This window comes from Anabaena sp. UHCC 0204, from assembly GCF_009711975.1.
Lineage (GTDB): Bacteria > Cyanobacteriota > Cyanobacteriia > Cyanobacteriales > Nostocaceae > Dolichospermum.
Genome location: NZ_VIKW01000007.1, coordinates 101,479 through 125,205, shown reverse-complemented (window position 1 = coordinate 125,205; position 23,727 = coordinate 101,479). Strand labels below are relative to the sequence as shown.

Below are 23,727 nucleotides of genomic sequence, written 5' to 3'. Positions count from 1 at the left end.
TGCCAATTATCACTATATAAATTACTCAGCTTTAGCAACCAGTGTTACTCGTCCTTGATCACCATAACCAACTTCACCAATATATCTATTAGAATCGTGCAATTCAGCCAGAATATATTGTGCGGATTGATGAGGATCTAATGTGGGATTGAGGTCAATTGCTCGGAAAAATACCTGTGGCCATTCCCAGCGTAAACTCTTTGTTAAACCAAATAAACCAGCAGCGATCGCACTAAAGTTTTGTTTACCTTCTAACCCAAATGCACCATCAAGATGTGCGACTGTACAAAAGCTGGTTCTTCCTGCTAAAGATGCGGCATTATTCAAAGTTGTTTTCAGATGTTTAGCCATTAAAAACACTTGTTTAATGATCGCCTTTTCTGCTTCTGGATAGGAAATATCTCCAGGTTTTTCAGAAGTAAATTGAGGATGTAGGTGAATGAATGCCCCAATTGGTCCATGTTGAGTAATGATACTTTGCAATAATAATTGCAGATGTTGTTCACTCATGTTTGCCAAGGTAATGCGGGTAACACCTACTGGTAATGGCAATTTTTCGGGAACTAATGATTGGGGAAAACTCAAAACTACAACTTTCCAACCTTGTTCAATCAGCGTGTGGGCTAGTTTGGTGGTAGTTAAAGAACCATCATCAGTAATTAAACCAATGTGTCCTTCTGGTAGTTGTGCTTCCCAGAAATCCGGTCTGGGTAAGGTTTTTAGCTTAACTGGACGACGGGGAAAATTGGAGTCTACTATTGGTGGTGGGGTTAAATCAACCAGTTCTGGGAGGGGAGTAAGAGGGCGCAGGCCCTGCGCCCCTACGGTGGTTGTTACCGAGTCAACATCAAAGTACGGCTTTTTTTTTTCACCTCCCACCAGTGTTTGGAGGTAGTTAACGATTTGTCCAATTGTGCGGAGGTCGCCTAATTCTTCTATATTTGGTTTGGGTAAGTCGGGATATGCTTCCTGCATTCCTCCCAGTATTTCTACCCGTTTGATGGAATCTATGCCTAAGTCGGCTTCCATGTCCATGTCCAGTTCCAGCATTTCGACTGGATAACCTGTTTTTTCACTGGTGATGTTTAACAGGGTTTGGGCTAAATCAGCATATTCGTTACTGGGGACTGCTTCTGTAACCGGTTCTGGTATTACTTCCTCTGTAACCTTTACACTGTCACCTGTAACCTGTAACCTGTCACCTTCTACACTGTCACCTGTAACCTGTAACCTGTAACCTTCTACACTGTCACCTGTCACCTGTAACCTGTCACCTTCTACACTGTCACCTGTTACCTGCTTTTGCAGATATTCGACAACTTGACCAATGGTGCGTTTTTCTGCCAGTTCTTCGAGGTTGGGTTTGGGTAAGTTAGGGTATAACTCTTGCAATCCTCCTAGAATTTCGACTCGTTTGATGGAATCAATGCCTAAGTCGGCTTCCATATCCATATCGAGTTCTAGCATTTCGATAGGATAACCAGTTTTTTCGCTGGTGATGCTTAATAGGTTGTTAGCTAAGTCATCCAGATTAACGCTGCTGCTTACGGGTGCGGGTTCTGGTGTGAATGCAACTAAGGGCTGGGGAGTGGGAACTGGTACTGGTGCAGTAATTACAGGTTCTGCAACTTTAACTACAGTGGGAACAGGTGCTTCTAGGAATTGAACGGTTGGCTCAATTACTGGTAATGGCTGGGGGGCGATAATGTTAACTGTAGGAGCTACTGGTGCTTCTTCAGGAGCAGGTACAGGGATAGAAGTTGTTGCTTCTTGGGTATCAGAGATCAGTTGAGAATATTCTTGTTGGATGAGTTGGAAAAAGTTTTTGCTATATTCCACCTGTTCCCGCAGATATTGTTCATGAATGCGGAGAGTATCACCTTGTTGGGAATGAAACTGCATCATGCTCCGCTCTAATGTTTCCATTACTATTTGCTTAATTTGAGCAGCATCTACGGAAGATTTAGCATTAGCAAATAAGGCGTTTTGCTGTTGCATCAGTTGGAAGAAGGTTTTTGCATATTCCATCTGATGGTTGAGATATGTGCCGTGAATTTGTAAATTCTCGCTTTGGTTTTGCTGGAACTGGTTGAGGAGTTGTTCTAAGCTGGTGAGAATTTGTTGGCAATCTACAAGTTTATCTGGTGTTTGCATCTTCCCTCCGGGTTGCTGCCCTAAAAATTCTGGGGCTTGTTTTGTAATGGTTACAGGAGTCATCTGGGGCTGTAATGAGGTGGTTTTTTTATGTCCGTTGCCGTTACCGTTATGTCCGTTAGTTGTGGGAATTTTGGCAATTACAGGAGTTTCTATTTCTAGATTTGGGGACTCCTGCGCGAGTTCTGGAATATTGGGCGCGGACCCCGCGCCCCTACTGGCTACTTGATGTCCGTTTTGCAAGCTTTGAGTAAAGGCGTTTTTGGTTTTTTCGGAAATGTAGTTGATGCCGGTTAATTTGACGCTGAGGGTCTTTTTGGTGGCAATGGGTGGTATTACGGGCTGGAGTTGGTAGGGGTCAAGGTTGCTAAGATTCATGCCGATGACACGCAACTGAACTACGGCTTCTCGGAGTGAGCGATCGCTATTTTTTGAGCTACTGGGATTTAAAGATACGGTAAGATGGGGGCGATCGCCTAAGATATCTTTGACTAAGTTACTCAACACCCGTTTGGGTCCAAATTCTACAAAGCAGTAACCACCAGCGGCATAGATGTTTTCAATTTCTTGCTTAAACAGCACGGAACTAGCTAAATGGCTTTCTAAGTTCTTTTGAATCGCTGCTGTATCTTGGGGATAATGCTTGCCGGTGACGTTGCTGAAAACGGGAATTTGGGGATTTTGGAAAGTTACAGATTTGGTAGCGATCGCAAAGGATTTCTGTGCAAATGCTATTAATGGTGTATGGAACGCCGCAGACACGGGTAATAAAACCGCACCATATCCTAGTTGTTGAAAGCGATCGCGGATTTTGTGAATTTCTGCCGTCGGACCTGCTAAAACAATCTGCGTGGGAGAATTAAAGTTAGCAATACTCACCTTGGGAAATAGCTTCAGCACCGGCTCAATTTTGCTGATATCTTCCTTCACCGCTAACATCGTTCCAGCATCATGATCTGGATCTTTTGGTGCAGCCATGGCCTGTCCTCTAGCTTTCACTAGGAACAAATAATCATCTTCACTCAATACTCCAGCCGCCCACAACGCGGTTAATTCACCAAAACTATGTCCCGCAGTAAAATCTGCTTTAAACCCAGCTTGCTGCAAAATAGCATACAACCCAGCACTAAATACTCCAATTCCTGGTTGTGCATATTCGGTTCTTTGCAAAGCAGCAATTTGTGCCTTTTTCTCAGCGTCATCAAAGCTGGAATGAGGGAAAACAATTTCCGAAACTGGTTGCAAATTATCTTGCTTGAACAACTTGTCCATTTTCCCATAGAGCGATCGCAAGCTAGGGAAATTCATCACCGCTTCTCTGCCCATTTCCAAGTATTGAGAACCTTGTCCAGAGAATAAAGCCACAACTTTTCCACCTAAATCTATCCCGCAAGAACGGTAATAAATCCCTTGAGGATGTTCCCAAGCTGTGACTGAAGGCTTACTTTTTAGTAAATCAATACTAACTTGCAGTAATTTACAAGCTTCTTGTAAACTTTCCGCTACAAACCCAATTCTGGCAGCAGTTTTAGGAATAGCTAAAGATTGACACTCTAACAGTAATTGAGAATAATATCTTTCCCCGTCGTTAGCTTGCAAATTATGAAAAGTTGCTTCTAACTTACTAATTAATTCAGCGTGAGTAGCACCAAATAACAACAATTCACCCGCAGCACCATGTAACCGATAAGAACTTTGTTGTTCTGGTTCGTATTCTTCTAAAACAACGTGGTAATTTGTGCCACCAAAACCAAAAGCACTTACACCCGCACGTCTAGGAGTTTCACCTTCTGCCTTTATCCAAGGTCTGGTTTGTGTGTTGAGATAAAAGGATGAATTTTCAATATCTAATTTGGGATTTGGTTCGTTAATATTGATGGTTGCTGGTAATATTTTGTGATGCAATGCCAGGGCAGTTTTAATTAAACTAGCTGTACCTGCTGCGGCTTTTGTATGTCCAATTTGAGATTTTACACTACCCAAAGCAATATGTTGTTTTTGGGTATCATATTGACCAAAGAAATCCCTTAAAGAACTAAATTCTATCGGATCTCCTGCCATTGTTCCTGTACCATGTGCTTCCATTAAACCCACAGTTGCAGGAGAAAATCCAGCATCATCATAAGCCCTTGCTAAAGCTTTAACTTGTCCTTCTTTTCTGGGTGCATAAATACTCTTGTAACGCCCATCGCTAGAAGTACCAATTCCCTTAATTACTGCATAGATTTTATCCCCATCTTTTTGGGCATCTTCTAAGCGTTTCAGGAGAATCATGCCAATGCCTTCACCTAACATCATTCCATCAGATTTAGCATCAAATGGTTTCACGTTCTCGCTGGGAGTAACCGCTGGAGTTTTACTGAAGGAAATATAAGCCATGATGGTGTTGTCGGTATCAACTCCACCAGTTAGCATCATATCACTACGATGTTCAACTAATTCACTAATGGCCATTTTTAATGCCCCGAATGAACTAGCACAAGCTGCGTCAACTACACAGTTTGTTCCCCCAAAATTGAAGCGGTTAGCAATTCTGCCAGCAACCACATTTGCTAACATCCCAGGGAAGGCATTTTCATCCCATTTCACATAAGCAGATTTGATTTTATCAACGATTTTTTTGGTGTCTTCGTCAGATAAACCACTACTTTTCAGAACTTTTTCCCAAATTGGATATTCTAATCTGGCAGCTAATGGCATTCCCAATTGTTTGCCCATTGCTACACCCAAAATTACCCCGATATTCTCACGGCTAAATTCACGAGAATCACCATAACCAGCATCTTCCATTGCTTCTTTAGCAACTACTAAACTTAATAGTTGAGAAACATCTGTAACTTCTAAAATGCTGGGAGGAATCCCAAATTCCATGGGGTTAAAATCAACTTCGGGAATAAAACCACCACGTTTACAATATGTTTTATCTTCTGGTGTGCGGGGATTAGGATCGTAATAGTCTTCTACACTCCAATGAGTAGAAGGAACATCAGTAATACAGTCAATTTTATTAACGATATTGCGCCAGTAATCCCGTAAAGTTCTGGATTGAGGCATTAAGGATGCCATACCAATAATTGCTATAGGGGTAGTGTGCAGTTTTCTGTTAATTGTGTTAGTTGACATGGAATTTTCTGATGGTGTGGCGTTAGTTATGTTCATTTTTTTTTCCTCTATAAACCTAAGCAAAGCCTGTTCACAACTATTAATTTGGGCTTCTAATTCCGCCAAGGCAGGATTAATTGAATTAGCAGACATAGGACATAGATTAATTGTGAGTACCGTGAATGGTGGGTGCAGCTACAGTAATTTTTCTCACTTCTGAATAATCAAAGCTACAACATATTGCAGATAAATTGAGTCCAGAATCTATAGCAGGTGACAGGGAACAGGTGACAGGTGACAGTGCTAGAAGCCTTTTATTGTCTAAATTTGAGGATTAGTTGATGTCCTAACCACCTTTTCTGTTGCTATAACTAAAAATTCTGACTTTTGTTGTCTGACTGTTTACTCGCAAGCAGGTAAAACTCAATGCTTGACTCTAAATCAACACCACAGGATATATACTGCCTGATTTTTGTCTCTAAATTGTTGGTGTTTTGACTGTTTTGAAGCAATTTTAGAACCTTGTGTTTGTGAATAAATACTAGACTCTTGATATTGCAAATTTGTTGATTACATTGTTGTCCTAACTGGTAAAATTATCTACTTGAACTGAAGATACAATCTTTACTTTCCCTTTACCAGTTAAATACTCTATTTGCTTTATGGCAATGTAATTAGTATTAATGACAACATTTTGTATGTTGATAAATGCCATAAGTAAGTAGACGAGAATAAATCAAAGTAGATTAACTAATGTAAAAATCTTGAGATAATTTGGTAGTAAGGGCTACCCTGCGGGAACGCTACGCGAACAGCCCTTAAATTAGGACTAAAGTCCTCACTACAAACTTTGAATTGTTCTGTCTTTTCTACTTAGCTAGTTTAAAATCCTAGTCCATACAGGCTGAAGTTTGAATTCTGAAATAATTTGGTTGAGTCAAGTTTTTGACGATTTGTGTAATGGGTATTTTAGTGATGTGGCTATGTACTAGGCTTATCTATTCTAGCTGATTTAACCCAGAAAAGCTGCAAAACCCGTTACAGAAATATCATCAATCCATTTCAGAATTTATGAACAATGAAAAAATACTTAACCTTTTTGGGAATTGTATAGCAGCTTGTAACTGATAAAGATCAAAAACCTAAGTTTCTCAAGCTATGGATTTTGTTTTTTTCAGCAATTCTGCTGTTATAAATTGGTTGATTTTAGTATTTCTTCTTTTTACCTGCAATCAAATCAATAGTTTCCTTTTGATTTAGAAATATTGAATTAATAAAAAGACTAGCACAACTTATGAAAATGGAATAGTTCATTTCTAGTAATTTTTGAGGAAAAATCTAGCTGCAATTATCTCCTTTTTTAATATAAACCAAGTAGACAAGTATCATCTAAAACTAGATTTCTCTATCAAACCTACCTGATATTTACGGTTGAGATATCAATAATAGCTTGAGGATATCAGCTTTCTCTATAAATTGTCTCCTAAGTTACTAATCAATAAATACACACAGGAAGTATTTGAACATAATCATGTCTTTTTTCAGCAAACTATCATAATCAAGCCTATATTTTTGATGAATTTATAAGATAACTCACCTTTTATAGGCAATTAGTTATTTATAAACCAAACATTAATTTTTTCAATGTTGATCACTAACCTGTATCTATATCAATTGTGATGAAATATGGACACTTGTCCTTGATTGTCCGTGGTTTTGCTAAAGCAATTACAGATTTTAAAATTGATTTATGAGTATAAGTATTGAAAATAAAGGAGTGATTAACTAGTACACAATAGCGTCAGTCAATCAACCATTAAAAATTTGCAAGCAGCTTGTATTATCTGCTTTTTAAGTTTTTAATTATTAATTTTTAATTTCGCTTGGCGCTACTAGATTAGTAAATCAAGTCTCACCTTAGTTTAATAACTCAAAATGAGTTGACAAGATAGGATTTATTTGAGATAATTGAGAGTGAGTTTAGCAATTCTACCTAATTTATTATCATCATTGATTGGGGATTTGAGATTTCTATTTCTCTATAGGGGTATCGTATTTTAGGCTACTTAATTAAATGCCAATTCAAGATAGAACTGATAGCATGGCGTGGCGTTAATCATAGATGCTCAAAAGTAAAAGCCCTATTAATTCTAGCACTAATGTGGGTATTTATAACGGCTCAAAGGCTGGCAACAATTCATACATAAATAATGAAACCTATCCTTCTATGAAAGCAACAAAGGATAAGTTTACGGATATTCAGAGGGAACAGAAAAGACTCATGTTTAACTCAAACATGAGATTGAAATAATGACACTGTTTTTTTCGTGCTACACATCTCAAAAAACATCTTTTTTTTGACTGAGTTTCTTTTTCTTATCTGTTCCCTTTTTTTGGAAGTATTCAGCGGTAAACCAATACCCATTCACAGTAAAAATTTCTGGTATTGAGTAAAAAAACAACAAAGAAATTCTGAGCTAATAGCTGTTGGTATAGTCTGCGGTTAGACATCAGCTAAGGGCTGAATTCTTGCAACTAATATAACCATTACGAGTATTTTCTGGCATAACACCATTGGAATAAAAATATGGCAGTAAACAAAGAACGCCAATTATTCAAACTCTCTGGACTAAAGTGGAAGATAATTTTAGCAACTTCTCTAACTTTAGCGGCAGGATTAGTATCTTTATACAGTTTTTATCAATTGAGGATAAATTCTCATACTCAATCTCGTTCTATTTCTCCAGTGAGTACCTCTCAACCCACTCCTGTTAAAGTCGCTATCACTGCTTTAGGAAGGTTACAACCAAAAGACAAAATTACTTATTTATCTGCTCCTAATTCTATCAATGGTGTCCGAGTAGAAAACCTGTTAGTGAAAGAAGGAGATAATGTCAAAAAAGGACAAGTATTAGCTTATCTAGAAGACCATGATCGTTCTAAAGCAGCTATTCAGCAAGCATTTGATAAATTGTTAGTTGCTAAATCTAAACTTGCACAGGTACAAGCTGGAGCTAAAATTGGCGATATCAATGCTCAAAAAGCCGCAATTACTCGGTTGAATTCCCAATTAAAAGGCGAAATTGCGGTTCAATTAGCATCAATTAATCGCATTCGGGCTGAAGTGGAAAATGCCCAGAAAGAGAGCAATCGGTATCAGCAATTATTTAAAGATGGTGCTGTTTCTGCCTCTGTTGTTGATACTAAAGCTTTAGCATTAAAAACGACACAACAGCAACTCCAAGAGGCTGAGGCTACTCTCAAAAGGACTCAAGATACTCTCCAGGATCAACTTAAAGAAGGCAAATCCAAACTTAACAGCATTAAAGAAGTACGAGTTGTTGATGTGGAGTTAGCAAAAAGTGAAGTTAAAAGTGCAGAAACCGCAATTCAACAAGCCAAAGCCGACCATGATTTAACTTACATTACATCTACTATAGATGGGACAATTTTGCGAATTCATGCCAGAAATGGAGAAGTAATTGCTACTTCTGGCTTTGCCGAAATTGGTAATACATCACAAATGCAAGTGCTGGCAGAAGTCTATCAAACTGATATTCAAAAAGTCAAAATTGGTCAAAAAGCTATCATTACTAGCACAACATTTCCTGGTAAATTGCAAGGAACTGTGCGTGAAATTGGTTGGCAAGTTGACAAACAAAATATCTTTAGTGTTAATCCCAATTCTGATACCGACCGGAAAGTAATTGCGGTGAAAATATCTATTGATAGTCCTAGCGATAGTCAAAAAGTATCTCGATTAACTAATTTACAAGTAGATGTTGCCATTCAAATTTAGTGATTAGTTATTAGTTATTTTAAACAACTGACCACTGACAACTAACACCTAAAAATATATGAATATCAAAATTCCTTTAGCATGGCTACAGCTTGTCCAACAAAAGCTGAGGTTTGTTATTGCTGTAGCCGGAATTGGTTTTATTGTCCTGCTCATGTTTATTCAACTTGGTTTTCAAGATGCACTTTATTCTAGTGCAACAGCAGTACATCAAAGATTACACGGTGATTTATTTTTAGTTAGTTCTCAATATAAATCTTTGACAGCAATTCAAAGTTTTTCTCGCACTCGTTTATACCAGACTCTAGGTTTTGATGGTGTGGATTCAGTCAGTGCAATTTATATGCAATTTGCAAAATTGAAAAATCCCATCAGTGGTGAGAAATATTCTATATATGTCATTGGTTTTGATCCAGCAAAATCAGTGTTGGATATTCCCGAAGTTAAGCAAAATTTAGATAAACTCAAAATCCCTGATGTCATGATATTTGATCGGGATTCCCGTCCAGAATTTGGTCCAATAGCAGAATTATTTAATCAAGGAAATACTGCACAGACTATTGAAATTTTTCCCTTTGATGCTGTTAAGGGTTATCGGGTAAGAATTGGTGGTTTATTTAGTTTAGGACCTTCCTTTGGTGTTGATGGTAATTTAATTGTGAGTGACTCAACTTTTCTCAGAATTAATCCTAATAGTCGCCCAGTTGACAAGATAGATATTGGTGTCATTAAACTCAAACCAGGCGTTGATACAAAACAGATTCTAGCCAACTTAAAAGCAAATTTACCAGAAGATGTAGAGATATTTACTCGTCAGGGTTTTATTGATTTTGAAAAACAATATTGGTCAGCAAGAACACCAATTGGTTTTATCCTCAATTTGATGTTAATTATGGCTTCTGTTGTTGGTGTGGTCATTGTTTACCAGATTTTGTATAGCAATATTGCTACTCAATTTATTGCCTATGCAACTTTAAAAGCTATTGGTTATGCCAATGGATATTTATTAAATGTAGTTTTTCAGCAAGCCATAGTATTAGCAATATTCGCTTATATACCAGGCTTTATAATTTCCTTAATTTTATATGATTTTGCTATGAAAGTAACTAAATTACCAATAATTATGACTAGCAACAATGCTTTAATTGTCTTGACATCTACTGTTTTAATTTGCATCACTTCGGGATCTCTAGCTATTAATAAATTGCGTTCTGCTGATCCGGCTGATATTTTCTAGCAATTTAGGTAAAACCAATGCAATTAATAGATTTTCGATATTTGATGCACCAGATAAGCAACATCTAGAATGACAATTTCGTGATTTCTATTATGATTAAGACTGCTGAATTTTCAAGATATCCTTGAAAATTAACACTAACTAAAGATAGAAGTTTAGTGTAATCAACAACACTACAATTATCTTACCAACTTGTGTGATTGTTGGCATTTTCCAGAAAATACTTATTTATTTCGCAACATGAACTTCCAAAACAAAACTCTGCTAATTACTGGAATTGATGAATTTGTTGGTTTGCGTGCAGCCGAGTTAGCGATCGCTCAAGGAATGAAGGTTAGAGGACTACAAAGTTCCCAAGTTAAGGATAAAACAGCGCAGAATTTAGGTATTGAAATTATCGTTGGTAATATTACTGATCCTGTAATTTGCTCGAAAGCTTGTCAGGGAGTAGATATAGTTTTACACAATGCTCAAATTGCCGAAGAAGCTGGGGATATTAAACATTTCCGGGAAATAAATGTTGGTGGTACTGTTAATATTGCTAAGGCTGCTAAACAAGCTGGTGTAAAAACATTTGTACATCTTTCTACTGCTTTAGTATATGGGTTTGATTACCCGGAAAAGGTTACAGAATCAGGTGTACTTTCTGGCGAAAATAATGCCTATTGTCAAACAAAAATTGAGGCAGAAATCGAGGTTTTAAAACTTAATAATGCCCCAGATTTTGGAGTAATAGTGCTTCGGGCTGGAGATGTTTATGGTCCGGGAAGTATTCCTTGGATAGTGCGCCCAGTTCACATGATGCGACAGAAATTATTTGCCTATGCTAATGATGGTAAAGGTGTGATGAATCATTTATATGTAGATAATTTAATTGATGCCATCTTTTTAGCTATAGGAAAATCAGCTTATGGGGAGATTTTCAATATTACCGATGGTAAAGAAACTTCCTGGAAGGAGTATTTTATTCATTTAGCCTCGTTGGAAGGTTTACCAGCACCAATGTCTTTACCTAAAGAGGAAATGAAATTGTTTCTGCGGGTACGATTACAAGGACAAAAACTATTTCGGAAAAAAGCTGATATTCTCCCAGAATCAGTTGATTTTATGAGTCGTCCTTATGCTTATTCTATCGCCAAAGCGGAAAGTGTTTTAAATTATCAAGCCAAGGTTGATTTGCAAGAAGGAATGCGTCGAACTCATGAATGGTTGCAAAAAACTGACATTCAGAAATTGATGAAATAAATCAAATTCCATTCACAATAAGGAAGTATTTACTAATGGTGAAAGTTGTAAATTTGTTCATGGCTACTTTATTAAGTCTCAGCTTTACTAATGTAGCAAATGCTGAACAGACAACATCTTTAAGTGTTGTTGTTAACGGCATTCGTAACAAAACTGGAGAAATTTGTATGAGAGTTTTTAACTCTGAAAAAGGATTTCCTAACAGTGATAAAAGTGAAGTTAAAAGTGGCTGTACTAAGATTACAGGTAGTTCTGTGAAGAAAGTATTTACTGGATTAAAACCTGGTACTTATGCTGTAGCTGTAGTTGATGATCAAAATGGCGATCGCAAACTCAATAAAGATTTTTTTGGCATTCCTAAAGAGGGTTTTGGACTTTCTAAAAATCCTACTGTTTCCATTAGCACTGGTACACCTCCTTTCAAAAATGTTAGTTTTAAGGTGAACAAGAATACTAGCATTAATATCTTCATGAAGTATTCTCTTGATCCCTAATTTTAGTTAGGGGATTAGGAATTGGGTAGTAATTACAAATTACCGACTTATAGCAATTCAGAGATAATGCCAGATTTAATGATATTTCTATCTCAGTCTTTGCTGAGTTGGTTGATTATTCAGGCGTGTTTAACGCTAGTATTTCTATGGTATTTGCATTCACATAAACCAAAGTTATTACCAGATGAACAGTTACCTAAAACTGCGGTGATTCTTTGTTTACGGGGTGCTGATCCATTTTTACCTAATTGTGTGCGATCGCTTTTAAAACAAAACTACCCCCAATATGATTTAAAGCTGATTATTGATAGTAAAGAAGATCCAGCTTTTAAAATTGTCACAGAAACAATTAATGAACTGGGTGCAACTAACGTCCAAATTAGCACATTAAGAGCAGTTCGTCATAATTGTAGTCTCAAATGCAGTGCTTTATTACAAGCTGTCTCCGATTTGGATAATGCTTATCAAGTCATAGCTTTTATTGATGCTGATACCATAGTTCATCCTCATTGGTTGCGAGAATTAGTTACTCCTCTCATGGATGCTAAAGTTGGACTCACAACAGGAAATCGTTGGTATCTTCCCACAGGTAATTATTGGGGTTCATTAGTTCGCTACTCCGGTAATGTTTCTACTGTAGTGCAAATGTTTCTATTCCAAATTCCCTGGGGTGGAACTTTAGCTATCAAAACAGAAGTATTAAACCGCATAGAACTTTTGGATAAATGGGGAGAAGTTTTAACAGATGATATGCTCCTCCATAAACTCCTCAAACAACATAAGTTACAGATTAAGTTTGTTCCTTCTTTATTAATGCTAAATCGGGAAGAAAGTAATTTACAAAATTTACTAGAATCTCTCAAACGCTTAATTCTTGGTTCTAGACTTTATCATCCCCAATGGTTAGCTATAGTTAGTGAAGCATTTTCTAGCATCCTCATTCCCAATGTAGTGATCATCGTCATTTTTCAGCTATTATTTCAGGCTCAATGGTATGCTGCTGCTTTATTATTGGCTTCCTATGTTTCCTACACAATGGGCTTACTATTGTTGATGTTATTGATGGAATTAGGAGTACATAAAGTCCTTTCTCATCAAGGTGAACAACTCCCAAAACTATCACCTTTTACAATTATCAAAATGTTAATTGCTATCCCTTTAACACAGTGGGTTTATGGGTTAGTAATGCTATCTTCTTTGTGGACATCAACCATTACATGGCGTGGACTTACTTATCGAGTTCAAGGGCGTGAAAATATCCGTCTAGTAGAATATCGTCCTTATCAATGGTTAGATCAACCAATTGATCCAAAAGCTTCTCTTTAATGGAATGGGAAAATTTTAGATTCAGCCGCAAAAACCTCCCAGTTCCCATGCAAACAATTATTAAAAACCATAGCTTCAGCCAGATTACCATGAAAAATAAACCTCTCCGTATTGCCTTATTTACTGGATTGTATGCTCCATTTTTGACAGGAGTTTCTGTTGCAGTTCATCAGCGAGTTCACTGGTTATTAAAACAAGGACACGAAGTTTTTTTAGTTCACCCAGAAATTAATAATCAATATCCTCCACAAGTTGGTAATCGTCCCATGTCGGGACTTAGTGAACTACAACCTTTTCCTAATTTTTCTGCTTTTGCATTTCCTACAGAACCACTCATTTTATATAAATCTTTACCCCAACCATTAAACCATCGTCATTGGAATGATACTAAATTACTGAAGGAATTCCAACCTGATGTAATTATTGTCGAAGAAGCAGCACAAATGAAAGGTTTGTATGCTTTTTTCTTACAAGGTTATGGGCGTTCTGTTGGATCTGAATATGCAAAGCAAACAAAAACACCAATTATATCAGTTTTCCATACTGATATTATCGCCTATATCCGATATTATCTGGGAGATATTTTCTTCAATTTAATCAGTCCTATATTGCCATTTGTTATTAAACAATTTAGCGAAACCTATGATGTAAATTTATTTCCATCACGTGAACAATTAGCGAAATACAAAAAGTTACAATGTCAACGCTGCGAATATGTACCCTATCAAGGAATTGATTGCGAGAAATTCCATCCCCGCAATATTTGTTATGATCCAATTCCTGATGATAAACGGCCAACTATTCTCTTTGTAGGACGCATTACCGCCGAAAAAAATGTTACCCAACTTTTAGATATCTATCCCCTAATTGCTGCTCAAATTCCTGATGTTCACTTAGTAATTGTTGGTAGTGGTCCTTTAGATGCAGAAATTCGCCGTCGTGCTGAGAAGTTCCCTCATGGTGTGACTATTTGGGGTGAATCTCATGGTAAAGAACTATTAGGTTGGTTTGCGAGAGCAGATATATTTGTTAACCCTTCAGTTACAGAAAACTTCTGTACCACAACTAACGAAGCTCTTGCTTCTGGAACTCCTGTAGTAGCGGCTTTTGCACCTTCCACAACTGAACAAGTATCTTCTGGTGTGAATGGCTTTTTATCTAAACCGAATAACCCTCAAGATTTTGCTGAAAATGTGATTACAATTCTTAAAAATCCTGAACTCAAAGCCAAAATGACTGAGCAAGCTCGTCCTTCTATTCTGGAATTTGATTGGTCAGCTTGTACGCAAAAGTTTGAAGATAAGCTTTACGAATTAGTGAATATCTCTCAAAAGGTAGATGTCTAAATCAGATCCAAAAAAAACGCCAATTTGGCTACTGAGATAGAAATGTTCCTGCTACACTATTTTAGTAGTTGACCTGTGGGCTTTTAGGTTCTTAATTTGAGACACTGACAAATTTGGCTATCTTGTTATTAATTTTAAAATTGCCTACTCCAATTAATCGCAAGATGGCTATTGTCCTCAATCGTTCCTAAAACTCTTTATGCCTCAGAAGTTATCACTTCTGAGGTTTTTATATTTTCAATTATTGATCAGAAGTCTATTAAATTGAAACCTGCTGGTAGTAATGGATAAATATCTTTAATATGGCTAATTATTTCATTGGGTTGTAGTAATAATTCAGCTAGTTTACGGACTGCATTTAAAGAAATACCTATCATTATTTCATTTCTATAAATAAAACAACTGCCAAATTTTTGACGGTACGTAACAAAATAAAGTGTAGGAGTTGAAAGCTCCTGGTGAGAATTTTCGTTGTGGGTGATGGTTTGGATGTTCATATCAAGTTGTATAAATAAGGCTTACTCAAAAAGTCTCTTATGTAGGGATTTTTGGCTCTATAGTATTTATGTGGTGCAACTTTATACAGGATTTATATAAGTTTTATAAAAATAAACTTACAAGATTTATATTCAGTGATTTCTAGAAATTGTACAGTGATGAAAATACTGAAATTGCGTGATTTGTATCACCTTGTATTTGTGATTTGTGAACAGAATATTCAGTAATATTCCTCTTTATTTCCATGTCATTAGTATTAGAAGATACTATTGATCTTGACATCAATATTTGTTTTCAGACTGATGCGAGAATTTTTCCCTGATCAATTATGATGATGACTAATTACAGCAGAGAACAGGGAATAGGGAACTCTCAACTGGTTTGAATGTCTCTTGGTATATGGCTTTGTTCTTAAATCATGTACATCATGTATCTGCAATCTGCTGTAACTTTATAGGTGATATTTCACAATTAATATTTATTCAGAATCAAAAACCGTTGTCATAATAGGTAAGAGTGTTACAACCAAGTCAATTATCTGCTCATTCTAAGACTCAAAAAACCCTATGTTAGCAGGCACAATTTTGCAGAATGGAAAATATACCATCCTCCAGGAAATAGGGCGGGGCGGATTTGGTGTTACCTTTAAAGCCATACATCACTATTTAGGACAAGAAGTAGTGATGAAAACTATTAATGAGAGGTTGCGGCAACATCCCGATTTTCCTAAGTTCCAGCGCCAATTTCAAGATGAAGCCAAAAGATTAGCTGCTTGCGTTCATCCTCATATTGTCCGAGTAAGCGACTTTTTCGAGGAGGATAATCTACCTTATATGGTGATGGAATACGTTCCTGGAGACACTTTAGGCGCTGCATTTGTCTTACCAGGAATACCCCTACCTGAAGCTACGGCTATCCATTATATTCGTCAAATAGGCGCGGCATTGCAGGTGGTACATCATAATGGTTTGCTGCACCGAGATATAAAACCAGATAATATTATTTTGCGCCAAGGAACTCAGGAAGTTGTGCTAATTGATTTTGGCATTGCTAGAGAATTTAATAACGGGGCAAAACAGACACACACAGGTTTAGTCAGCGAGGGTTATGCACCTATTGAACAGTATTTAACTCAAGCTGCACGAACAACAGCTACAGATGTTTATGGTTTAGCAGCAACGTTATATGCACTCCTAACAGGACAAGTTCCTATGCCAGCATTATTGCGCGATAGCGAAGCGTTGCGGAGGAATCGGGAACAAATGCCTTCTCCCCGTGAACTACAACCCCATCTGAGTGAAGCTGTTAATCAAGCAGTTATGAAAGGAATGGCTGTAGAACAGCAGTTTCGTCCCACGACAGTAGCCGAATGGTTGCAACTACTACCGGGAAATGCGCTCAAGTTTACATCACCAGTTGTACCGACTCAAGCTGTACCTACTATTAATTTATCAGATTTAAAAGCAGAAGATTTACATAAAAAAGCTTTTCTTCACCCCATTTCTACACCTTCACGAAGAGAGAAAGCCGCCGACATAGGAAAAAAAGCAGGTGTATCGAAGGCAGCTATTAGTATTAGTATCGCCTTGGTTGCAGCTACGGGCGGATTTAGTATGACGCGGATATTATCAAAATCTAATTTACAATCATTACCGACACCAGTTGTTGAACAACCTATTTACGAATCTAATCCGCCTAAACCTGTTGTGGAAATATCACCATCATCTGCAACTCCAAAGATTCAAAAATCCTCTTTGAACGAATCTGCACCAGTCCCTAGTTTGAGAAGAATCCGGAAAAATACTCCTGTTTCTCCCGAACCAACTCCTACTAGTAATGGTAGTTCTGAAGAACAAGCACCTAAAAATAATTCTCAACCTATTCTACCTCGTAATCCCACAGTCAAGAAATCAACACCGATTGTTACTCCTTCACCATCTTTAATGGATACCTTGCGTGATGCTAAAGAATCTCAGAAGGCTTCCCCTCCCCCAGAAAAAACTGTACCAGATTCTAATCAAAATCAGGTGTTACCTCCACCTTCCCAAGAATCTAATCCTGTAGTTATTCCAGCCAAGGAATCTCAGCCAGTGAATTCTTCTTCTGTGGTAGTTCCCACCATAGAAACAAATCAAAATCCAGCACCAGAAATTAAGCAGCAAAAGGAAGAAAAGCCGCCAGAATAATTGAGGTTTTGATTGAATTTAACGGAGAGGGGGGGATTTGAACCCCCGTTGGGTTTCCCCAAAACGCATTTCGAGTGCGTCACCATCAACCACTCGGACACCTCTCCAAAACAGATTATGAATTTTTTAATTCACAAGTAGCATTTATAATTATAGCACAACTGTAGATATTTACCCACATATAAATTACATTAGGTCATACTCATGATTGCAACTCCCAGTTACGACTATATTTCCCCTACAGAATATCTCGAAGGGGAAGAAACCAGCCCTATCAAACATGAATACAGACAGGGACAGGTTTATGCAATGGCAGGAGCAAGTAATACTCATGTAGTTATTACTCTTAATATTGCTTCACTATTGCGAAATCATCTGCGTGGTAGTGGATGTCAAGCTTACGTTGCTGATACTAAGGCACATATTGAATTAATTGATACCTATTACTATCCTGATGTGATAGTTAGTTGTGATCAGAGAGATAAGGCCTTTAATAACTTTTTGCGTTATCCCTGTTTAATTATCGAAGTTTTATCTCCTACGACAGAAGCGTTTGATAGAGGTGATAAATTTGCAGATTATAGACAATTAGAATCACTACAAGAATATGTGTTAGTCAGTCAAAATAGGACAAATGTAGAAGTTTTCCGCCGTAATGCAGAAGGTCAATGGGTGTTTTATAGTTATGGACAAGGAGAAAATATACATCTAACCAGTGTAGATTTTCAACTTGCGGTTGCAGATGTCTATGAAGATATCAGTTTTGAACCTGTTAACCTGCCATAACGTGCTGTCATTATAGTTTCAGGATGAGATTGATTATATAACCAAGCCCACATTTGATCACCAAAGGAAAAATGCCACCATTCTTTAGGATTGCGTTGAAATCCGGCTTTTAGCATGACATCTAGTAATAATTGCCGATTGCTATTGTACAGTTGATGACTATTAATATAGTATTCGGGAAGTGAGCGATCGCACATTTCATCAATTGGTGAACCCATATCCACAACTTCCCCAAGATCATTTACCAGTGTAATATCCACCGCAGCCCCTGTACTATGAGGGGGAGGGGTATTCAGATCCAAACTGGGTACAGCCCAAATTTCATAAACCGCTTTCCATACTTCTTCCCGTTGTTGGGGTAACAATTCCTCTTCTTTCCAACCCCTTTCTCGCAATGCTTCCCCAAAGCTGTAATCTACCATAAACTGCTGGACAGCTACAGGACGATAAGCATCGAATATCTGAATATACCAATCAGGATGTAGTAATTGTAAATAATTTTGCGCCTGAATCAAGTTTTCAATCACACTTTGGCGCAGATAATAAGGTGAATGTCCCTCATAATCAGCACCTAATTTTTCATACGGGTGAGGAGATTCCACCGCAAACAATTCCAGAGGAATCTTAACTAAAGGTTCACCACATTCAATAATCGGGATTTGGTGATATGGTCGCATTTTAATTGATAATGTTTAACTTCTCAACGCTGATGAAATTCTATGTATTTATCTAAGATTTTAATATCATAATTCTCAAAAAAAGCCTGACCTAGTAGACCAATTTGAGCTTTAGGAGCAACTGCAACTTTGGGATTATTCACAACCAAACTACCGACACCAACAGATGGGATTGTCCCAGTTTGCAATTCTATTATACTACCATCAGCAATGCTGACTTTGATTGTTCCTGCTGATTTAATTTTTAAAGCTTTTGCCATTTCTTGAGTAATTAAGATACCACTTGCACCAGTATCAAAAACCATCTCAAAAAATTGATTACCGTTAAAGTTAACATCTATAATTGGGGTTTTAGCCTGACGGCGTTTAATTGGTATTCGCAAAACAGTTTCAGTTGGTTGTGTGACTTGGCACAGTTGACCTAAATTGATCTTTTTACCGGAAGATGTCACCATGAAACAAAGTCCAGGATCATTAGCTTTTGCTACCGATGGTATGGTGACAACAATTAACCCCAACGTAACTGCAATCCAGCTATTTTTAAAAGGTTGCATTATCTTGAATTTATTCTCAATGGCTATAAATTATTATACAACTAAGATACGATTTTTATAGTTAACATTACTCACTTTTCATTAATAAATAGATTCTCTCGTTGCGGCTAATGCTTCATCTCCGCTGTTTGGGACTGCTGCAAGATATAAGTTAAAGTGAGGTACACCGAAGAGGGAATTAACCGCAGATAAATTTGTATCAAAATCAAACTTCTTCTAGTCAAGAAAACTGCACCGCTACAAAATATCTGTGCAATCCTTTAATCTCTTTAATCTGTGTTCAGTGTTCATGTTCACAACAAGACTTTTTTTCTACATCTGGAACAGGATCATAACCACCTGGATGAAAAGGATGACAGCGTAAAATCCTCATTATACCCATCCAGCTACCACGAAACACCCCAAACCGTTCAATAGCTTGAATAGCATACATAGAACAGGTTGGTTGAAAGCGACAAGTGGGGGAAAATAGGGGAGAAATGAATAAGCGATAACCTTTAATTAGCCAAATCAATAATATTTTCATACTCAAATCTAATAAAGTAGTATCAAACCTTGAAAATACCTCTGTTGGATCATTGTCTAATATATTCCTCAATTTAGAAACACTTTACCCATTGTCGCTGCAAATTGCCCCCGCGGCGGCTTGGGTAGGATTTATTATTTGCGTTGCGTGGGTGGTTAGTCGTTTTCCTCATAGCGAACCAGAAATTATTCGTAAAATCGTGCATATTGGCACAGGTAACGTTATTGTTATCGCTTGGTGGTTAGATATTCCCCCATTTGTGGGAATTACAGCTTCGATTTTCGCCAGTATTGTCACTTTATTATCTTATAAATTCCCCATTCTTCCTGGGATTAATAGCGTTGGTCGTCACAGTTTGGGAACATTTTTCTATGCTGTGAGTATTGGTGTTTTAGTTGCTGGTTTTTGGCATTTACACCAACCACAATATGCTGTTTTAGGAATTATGATTATGGCTTGGGGTGATGGATTAGCGGCTTTAATTGGTAAACGCTTTGGCAAACATAAATATATAATTTTTGGTTCTCAAAAAAGCTGGGAAGGTTCTTTCACCGTCACTTTAGTTAGTTATTTGATTTGTGTAACTATTTTACTCCTTACCCAAGGAAATATTTGGCAAACTTGGATAATCTCGTTAATTATCGCCTTAATAGCTACGATTTTAGAAGCATTTTCTTTTTTAGGTGTAGATAATTTAACAGTTCCTATCGGTAGTGCTGTCTGTGCTTATATGTTAACGCAGCTACTTTCTAGTTACTGAATATGCTTGGAAAATTAGAGATGTCTATATTTTTTAGGGAGTGGAGAATTTTTATCAATCAATATAATCCGACTTCTCTATAAAAATAAATATTAGGCAGATTTTCTAGAATAAAATTATTTTTATAATACTCCTATTTTAGTAAGCATAAACTATTTTGTCTCTACTTATAGAGGTAAATTTGTAAACTCTACTTTCTACCTGTAGGTTTATGAATTCCTAAGCAACAATGCTTATAGTTGAATTATTAGGTGGTCAAACACCTATTTACGTAAGTGAGGCTAATAATTATGTCAAATCAAATGAATACTTCCAGTTTGTTGATTGCATTATCTGATGAACAACAAGAGATAGTCACTGGTGGGGCTGATTTTGAACTAGCTGCTAGTAATTACGGGAATAGAGGATCAGCTTTATTAGGAACAAGCACCTCTGGTCCACAAGGTAGCACTGCAACCTCCGCCGGTCGTGCTAATACCATATTGACTGCGGCACAAGATTTCTTAGGTTTGGGTGGAGACATTCCTCTTGGTGTAGGACCTTTAGGATCAGCAGTGTTACCAACCGAAGGATCTGGAGGAGTCGTTACACCACCTGCTGTAGGTATAGATCAAGGAGATGCAACTCAGTCTGGACTGGTGATCTAGATATAGACTTCTCAGGCTAGAAGTTGCCCTATTTCAATGCAGGATTAAACTAGTACCGTAGGGCGAAATTAGAAATTAAAAAAGCAGATTTCCCAAGCTGTTTATTAATTTTTAATGGTTAGTTATTTTTGCCGCGCTGACTAGTGTAATTAGGCAAAAGATAGATTCCAGAGTTTTCCTGCCATGTTCAATAAATGCAAAACCCGATTCATCTAACTGGATGCGTATGGGATGACTGCATGATTGAATCAGTCTCTGGAATCTTTATTTATGCAAATGAAAACCAATTTCAAGATCATGTCTACTCAAATCATCATTTCCTAGACAAGATAACCTCTCGGCTCAAAGTTTTGATGACAGCAATTTTTATGTATTTAGACCACACTCAAAATTAATCTCTTGCCTTCTTTCCTCCTTGCTATGAAATTTTAATCAAGATGTGGTTCATATTCCTGAAAATAGCTGTAAATTTTGGGCTAACTTTTTGGAAATATAAAAAAGGGGTTAGAGGAGATGATAATAACTCGCTCAACGTAAGTGAGGACTTTGAGAGAGTTTGAGCGTTCTCCTCTATTTTCTTTACGCTTTTTAGGCGTTAAAGATTTGAGAAAGTTAATTTGCATTTTCCTGGCAAAACTTTCTCTACCCCTTCCTTAATTATAAACCATTATCAAAGTAGTTTCCACAATGTGAATAATCTGAATACAGGTATTTCCTGATTTTTATTTCTGATAATTTACTACCTGGGATAGTTACTTTTTTATTCCATAATATTTGCCACTTAAATCTCAGAACAGCATATTCTAGTCCTAATATAAGGTGCGATGTCGTGAACTCGTTACAGCGTGAAGACAACAATTCTTGGAATCGTTTAAATGAGACGATTCCAGAGGATCTGCCCATACTACAAGCTAATGAGTTTCTTCCCCATATTGGTAAATGGCTCAATATTGGTGGGGGGGTGATGATTAGTATCTTTGTAATTGCTGTCAGTCTCACATCTGTCCTCAATTACAATGTCACAGTTAAAGTTCCTGCAACTATTCGACCATTGGGAGAGTTACGGTTAGTTGAATCTGCAATGACGGGAACGGTGAGAAAGATTGCAGTCAAGGAAAATCAGTTTGTCAATAAGGGAGAAATAATTGCTTATCTTGATGATTCCCAATTACAATCTCAGAAAAAACAACTGCAAAATACTATTGAGAAAAATCAATTACAAATCAATCAAGTTAATGCTCAAATCAATCAAGTCAATGCTCAAATACTTGCTCAAACTAATTTAAATGAACGCAGTATTATAGCTGCACAAGCTGAGTTAACTGGTAGTGAACGCAACTATAAAGATCAGGGAATTCAAGCGAATGCGGAAATGAGACAAGCGGAAGTAGCTTTGAAATTAGCGCAGGAACAACTCAAAAGATTACAAACAGAGAAGGTTTTAGAAACAACTATAAAAGAGGCAGAATCAAGCTTAAATTTGGCTAAATTACAGCGCGATCGCTTGCAGGAGATAGTGAAATCAGGAGCAATATCTCAGAATTTACTGGAAGAAAAAGAACAAGCTGTAAAAACGGCTGAAGCCAAATTAGAACAAGCTAAATCTAGTTCTAAAAATCTCCAAGAAGAAAAAGAACAAGCTGTAAAATTAGCTAAAATAAACCTACAAAAAGCCAAAATTGCGATTAATCCTAGTAATGCCAATGTCACAGTAGCATCGGAAAGAATTAAACAAGAACAGTCTAGGGGTAGAGCTACTTTAGCTGCTTTACAAAAAGAAGGAGAGACATTATTTCAGCAAAGATTAGAACTACAAAAACAACAAATTCGCGCTCGTCAAGAATTACAACAACTAGAAAATGACTTGAATAAAAGTGTAATTCGTTCTCCCACAACTGGGACACTAATGCAACTGAAACTCCGCAACTCTGAACAGGTAGTGCAAATCAGTGAAGCGATCGCTCAAATTGCTCCTCTTGATGCTCCTTTAGTAATCAAAGCTCGTGTTTCTGCAAAAGATATTGACAAAGTGGAAGTCAATCAAGCCGTAAAAATGCAAGTTTCCGCTTGTCCCTATCCAGAGTATGGAACTCTCAATGGAACTGTGAAAGCAGTTGCACCAGATGCTGTAGCCATAGTACAAAACAATTTAGTTCCAAGTACACCCCAAGCATCTACTTACGAAGTCAATATTGAACCAGAAAATATATATCTAGGGAAAGGCGATCGCTTGTGTCATCTTAAATCTGGTATGGAAGGACGCGCTGATATTATTTCCCGGAGGGAAACTGTCATGAAATTTATTCTCAGAAAAGGCAGACTAATCACGGACTTATAGAAATTAAGCAACAGCACAATTCCATATTCTCACCAGTTTTATTAATGTTAAA

16 protein-coding genes and 1 tRNA gene are annotated in these 23,727 nt (G+C 37.2%); 11 read left to right on the top strand and 6 right to left on the bottom strand.

Annotated features, from left to right (window positions below; all coding sequences use genetic code 11):
• Positions 1 to 21: 21 nt before the first annotated feature.
• A complete protein-coding gene (locus FJR04_RS08065) occupies positions 22 to 5,409 on the bottom strand; it encodes a type I polyketide synthase (RefSeq protein WP_168493424.1) in 5,388 nt (1,795 codons plus the stop codon).
• Between the two features lie 2,434 nt (positions 5,410 to 7,843).
• On the opposite strand from FJR04_RS08065, the gene FJR04_RS08060 reads away from it, so the two are divergent.
• The 6 genes from FJR04_RS08060 to FJR04_RS08035 all read left to right on the top strand — a co-directional run bounded on the left by FJR04_RS08060 (position 7,844) and on the right by FJR04_RS08035 (position 14,703).
• Positions 7,844 to 9,055, top strand: coding sequence for an ABC exporter membrane fusion protein (locus tag FJR04_RS08060; RefSeq protein WP_168493422.1), 1,212 nt, complete (start codon positions 7,844 to 7,846; stop codon positions 9,053 to 9,055).
• Between the two features lie 58 nt (positions 9,056 to 9,113).
• Positions 9,114 to 10,292 carry an ABC transporter permease DevC gene (gene devC / locus FJR04_RS08055; protein ID WP_168493419.1) on the top strand — a complete coding sequence of 393 codons (1,179 nt, stop codon included), beginning with the start codon at positions 9,114 to 9,116 and terminating at the stop codon, positions 10,290 to 10,292.
• 240 nt (positions 10,293 to 10,532) lie between these two features.
• The gene (locus tag FJR04_RS08050; RefSeq protein ID WP_168493417.1) at positions 10,533 to 11,537 is read left to right on the top strand and encodes an NAD(P)-dependent oxidoreductase; all 1,005 of its coding nucleotides are present in this window, start codon (positions 10,533 to 10,535) and stop codon (positions 11,535 to 11,537) included.
• A gap of 35 nt (positions 11,538 to 11,572) precedes the next feature.
• Positions 11,573 to 12,031 (top strand): DUF2141 domain-containing protein, encoded by a 459-nt coding sequence (locus FJR04_RS08045; protein ID WP_168493415.1) that lies wholly within the window; start codon positions 11,573 to 11,575, stop codon positions 12,029 to 12,031.
• A 66-nt stretch (positions 12,032 to 12,097) separates the two neighbouring features.
• On the top strand, positions 12,098 to 13,357 hold the full coding sequence (locus FJR04_RS08040) for a glycosyltransferase family 2 protein (protein WP_168493413.1): 1,260 nt from the start codon (positions 12,098 to 12,100) through the stop codon (positions 13,355 to 13,357).
• 89 nt (positions 13,358 to 13,446) lie between these two features.
• Positions 13,447 to 14,703, top strand: coding sequence for a glycosyltransferase (locus tag FJR04_RS08035; protein ID WP_168493411.1), 1,257 nt, complete (start codon positions 13,447 to 13,449; stop codon positions 14,701 to 14,703).
• A gap of 248 nt (positions 14,704 to 14,951) precedes the next feature.
• On the opposite strand, the gene FJR04_RS26450 is transcribed toward FJR04_RS08035, so the two are convergent.
• Positions 14,952 to 15,080 (bottom strand): hypothetical protein, encoded by a 129-nt coding sequence (locus FJR04_RS26450; RefSeq protein ID WP_256366790.1) that lies wholly within the window; start codon positions 15,078 to 15,080, stop codon positions 14,952 to 14,954.
• A gap of 687 nt (positions 15,081 to 15,767) precedes the next feature.
• Between FJR04_RS26450 and FJR04_RS08030 the strand changes: the two genes are divergently transcribed.
• Positions 15,768 to 17,387 (top strand): serine/threonine-protein kinase, encoded by a 1,620-nt coding sequence (locus FJR04_RS08030; RefSeq protein WP_168493409.1) that lies wholly within the window; start codon positions 15,768 to 15,770, stop codon positions 17,385 to 17,387.
• Positions 17,388 to 17,409: 22 nt separating this feature from the next.
• On the opposite strand, the gene FJR04_RS08025 is transcribed toward FJR04_RS08030, so the two are convergent.
• Positions 17,410 to 17,494: transfer RNA gene (locus tag FJR04_RS08025), tRNA-Ser, on the bottom strand.
• A 97-nt stretch (positions 17,495 to 17,591) separates the two neighbouring features.
• Here FJR04_RS08025 and FJR04_RS08020 point away from each other — a divergent pair.
• A complete protein-coding gene (locus FJR04_RS08020) occupies positions 17,592 to 18,173 on the top strand; it encodes a Uma2 family endonuclease (RefSeq protein ID WP_168493407.1) in 582 nt (193 codons plus the stop codon).
• Here FJR04_RS08020 and FJR04_RS08015 read toward each other — a convergent pair.
• The 3 genes from FJR04_RS08015 to yidD all read right to left on the bottom strand — a co-directional run bounded on the left by FJR04_RS08015 (position 18,134) and on the right by yidD (position 19,930).
• Positions 18,134 to 18,850 carry a M15 family metallopeptidase gene (locus FJR04_RS08015; protein ID WP_168493406.1) on the bottom strand — a complete coding sequence of 239 codons (717 nt, stop codon included), beginning with the start codon at positions 18,848 to 18,850 and terminating at the stop codon, positions 18,134 to 18,136. The genes FJR04_RS08020 and FJR04_RS08015 overlap by 40 nt on opposite strands.
• A 23-nt stretch (positions 18,851 to 18,873) precedes the next feature.
• Complete coding sequence (locus tag FJR04_RS08010; RefSeq protein ID WP_168493405.1) at positions 18,874 to 19,404, bottom strand: TIGR02281 family clan AA aspartic protease; 531 nt, start codon at positions 19,402 to 19,404, stop codon at positions 18,874 to 18,876.
• Positions 19,405 to 19,684: 280 nt separating this feature from the next.
• Positions 19,685 to 19,930, bottom strand: coding sequence for a membrane protein insertion efficiency factor YidD (yidD, locus tag FJR04_RS08005; protein WP_168493404.1), 246 nt, complete (start codon positions 19,928 to 19,930; stop codon positions 19,685 to 19,687).
• Positions 19,931 to 19,982: 52 nt separating this feature from the next.
• Between yidD and FJR04_RS08000 the strand changes: the two genes are divergently transcribed.
• The 3 genes from FJR04_RS08000 to FJR04_RS07990 all read left to right on the top strand — a co-directional run bounded on the left by FJR04_RS08000 (position 19,983) and on the right by FJR04_RS07990 (position 23,675).
• Positions 19,983 to 20,690, top strand: coding sequence for a diacylglycerol/polyprenol kinase family protein (locus tag FJR04_RS08000; protein ID WP_168493403.1), 708 nt, complete (start codon positions 19,983 to 19,985; stop codon positions 20,688 to 20,690).
• A gap of 290 nt (positions 20,691 to 20,980) precedes the next feature.
• A complete protein-coding gene (locus tag FJR04_RS07995; RefSeq protein ID WP_168493402.1) occupies positions 20,981 to 21,337 on the top strand; it encodes a CTB family bacteriocin in 357 nt (118 codons plus the stop codon).
• Between the two features lie 829 nt (positions 21,338 to 22,166).
• On the top strand, positions 22,167 to 23,675 hold the full coding sequence (locus FJR04_RS07990) for an HlyD family efflux transporter periplasmic adaptor subunit (RefSeq protein ID WP_168493401.1): 1,509 nt from the start codon (positions 22,167 to 22,169) through the stop codon (positions 23,673 to 23,675).
• The last annotated feature ends 52 nt before the right edge of the window (positions 23,676 to 23,727 follow it).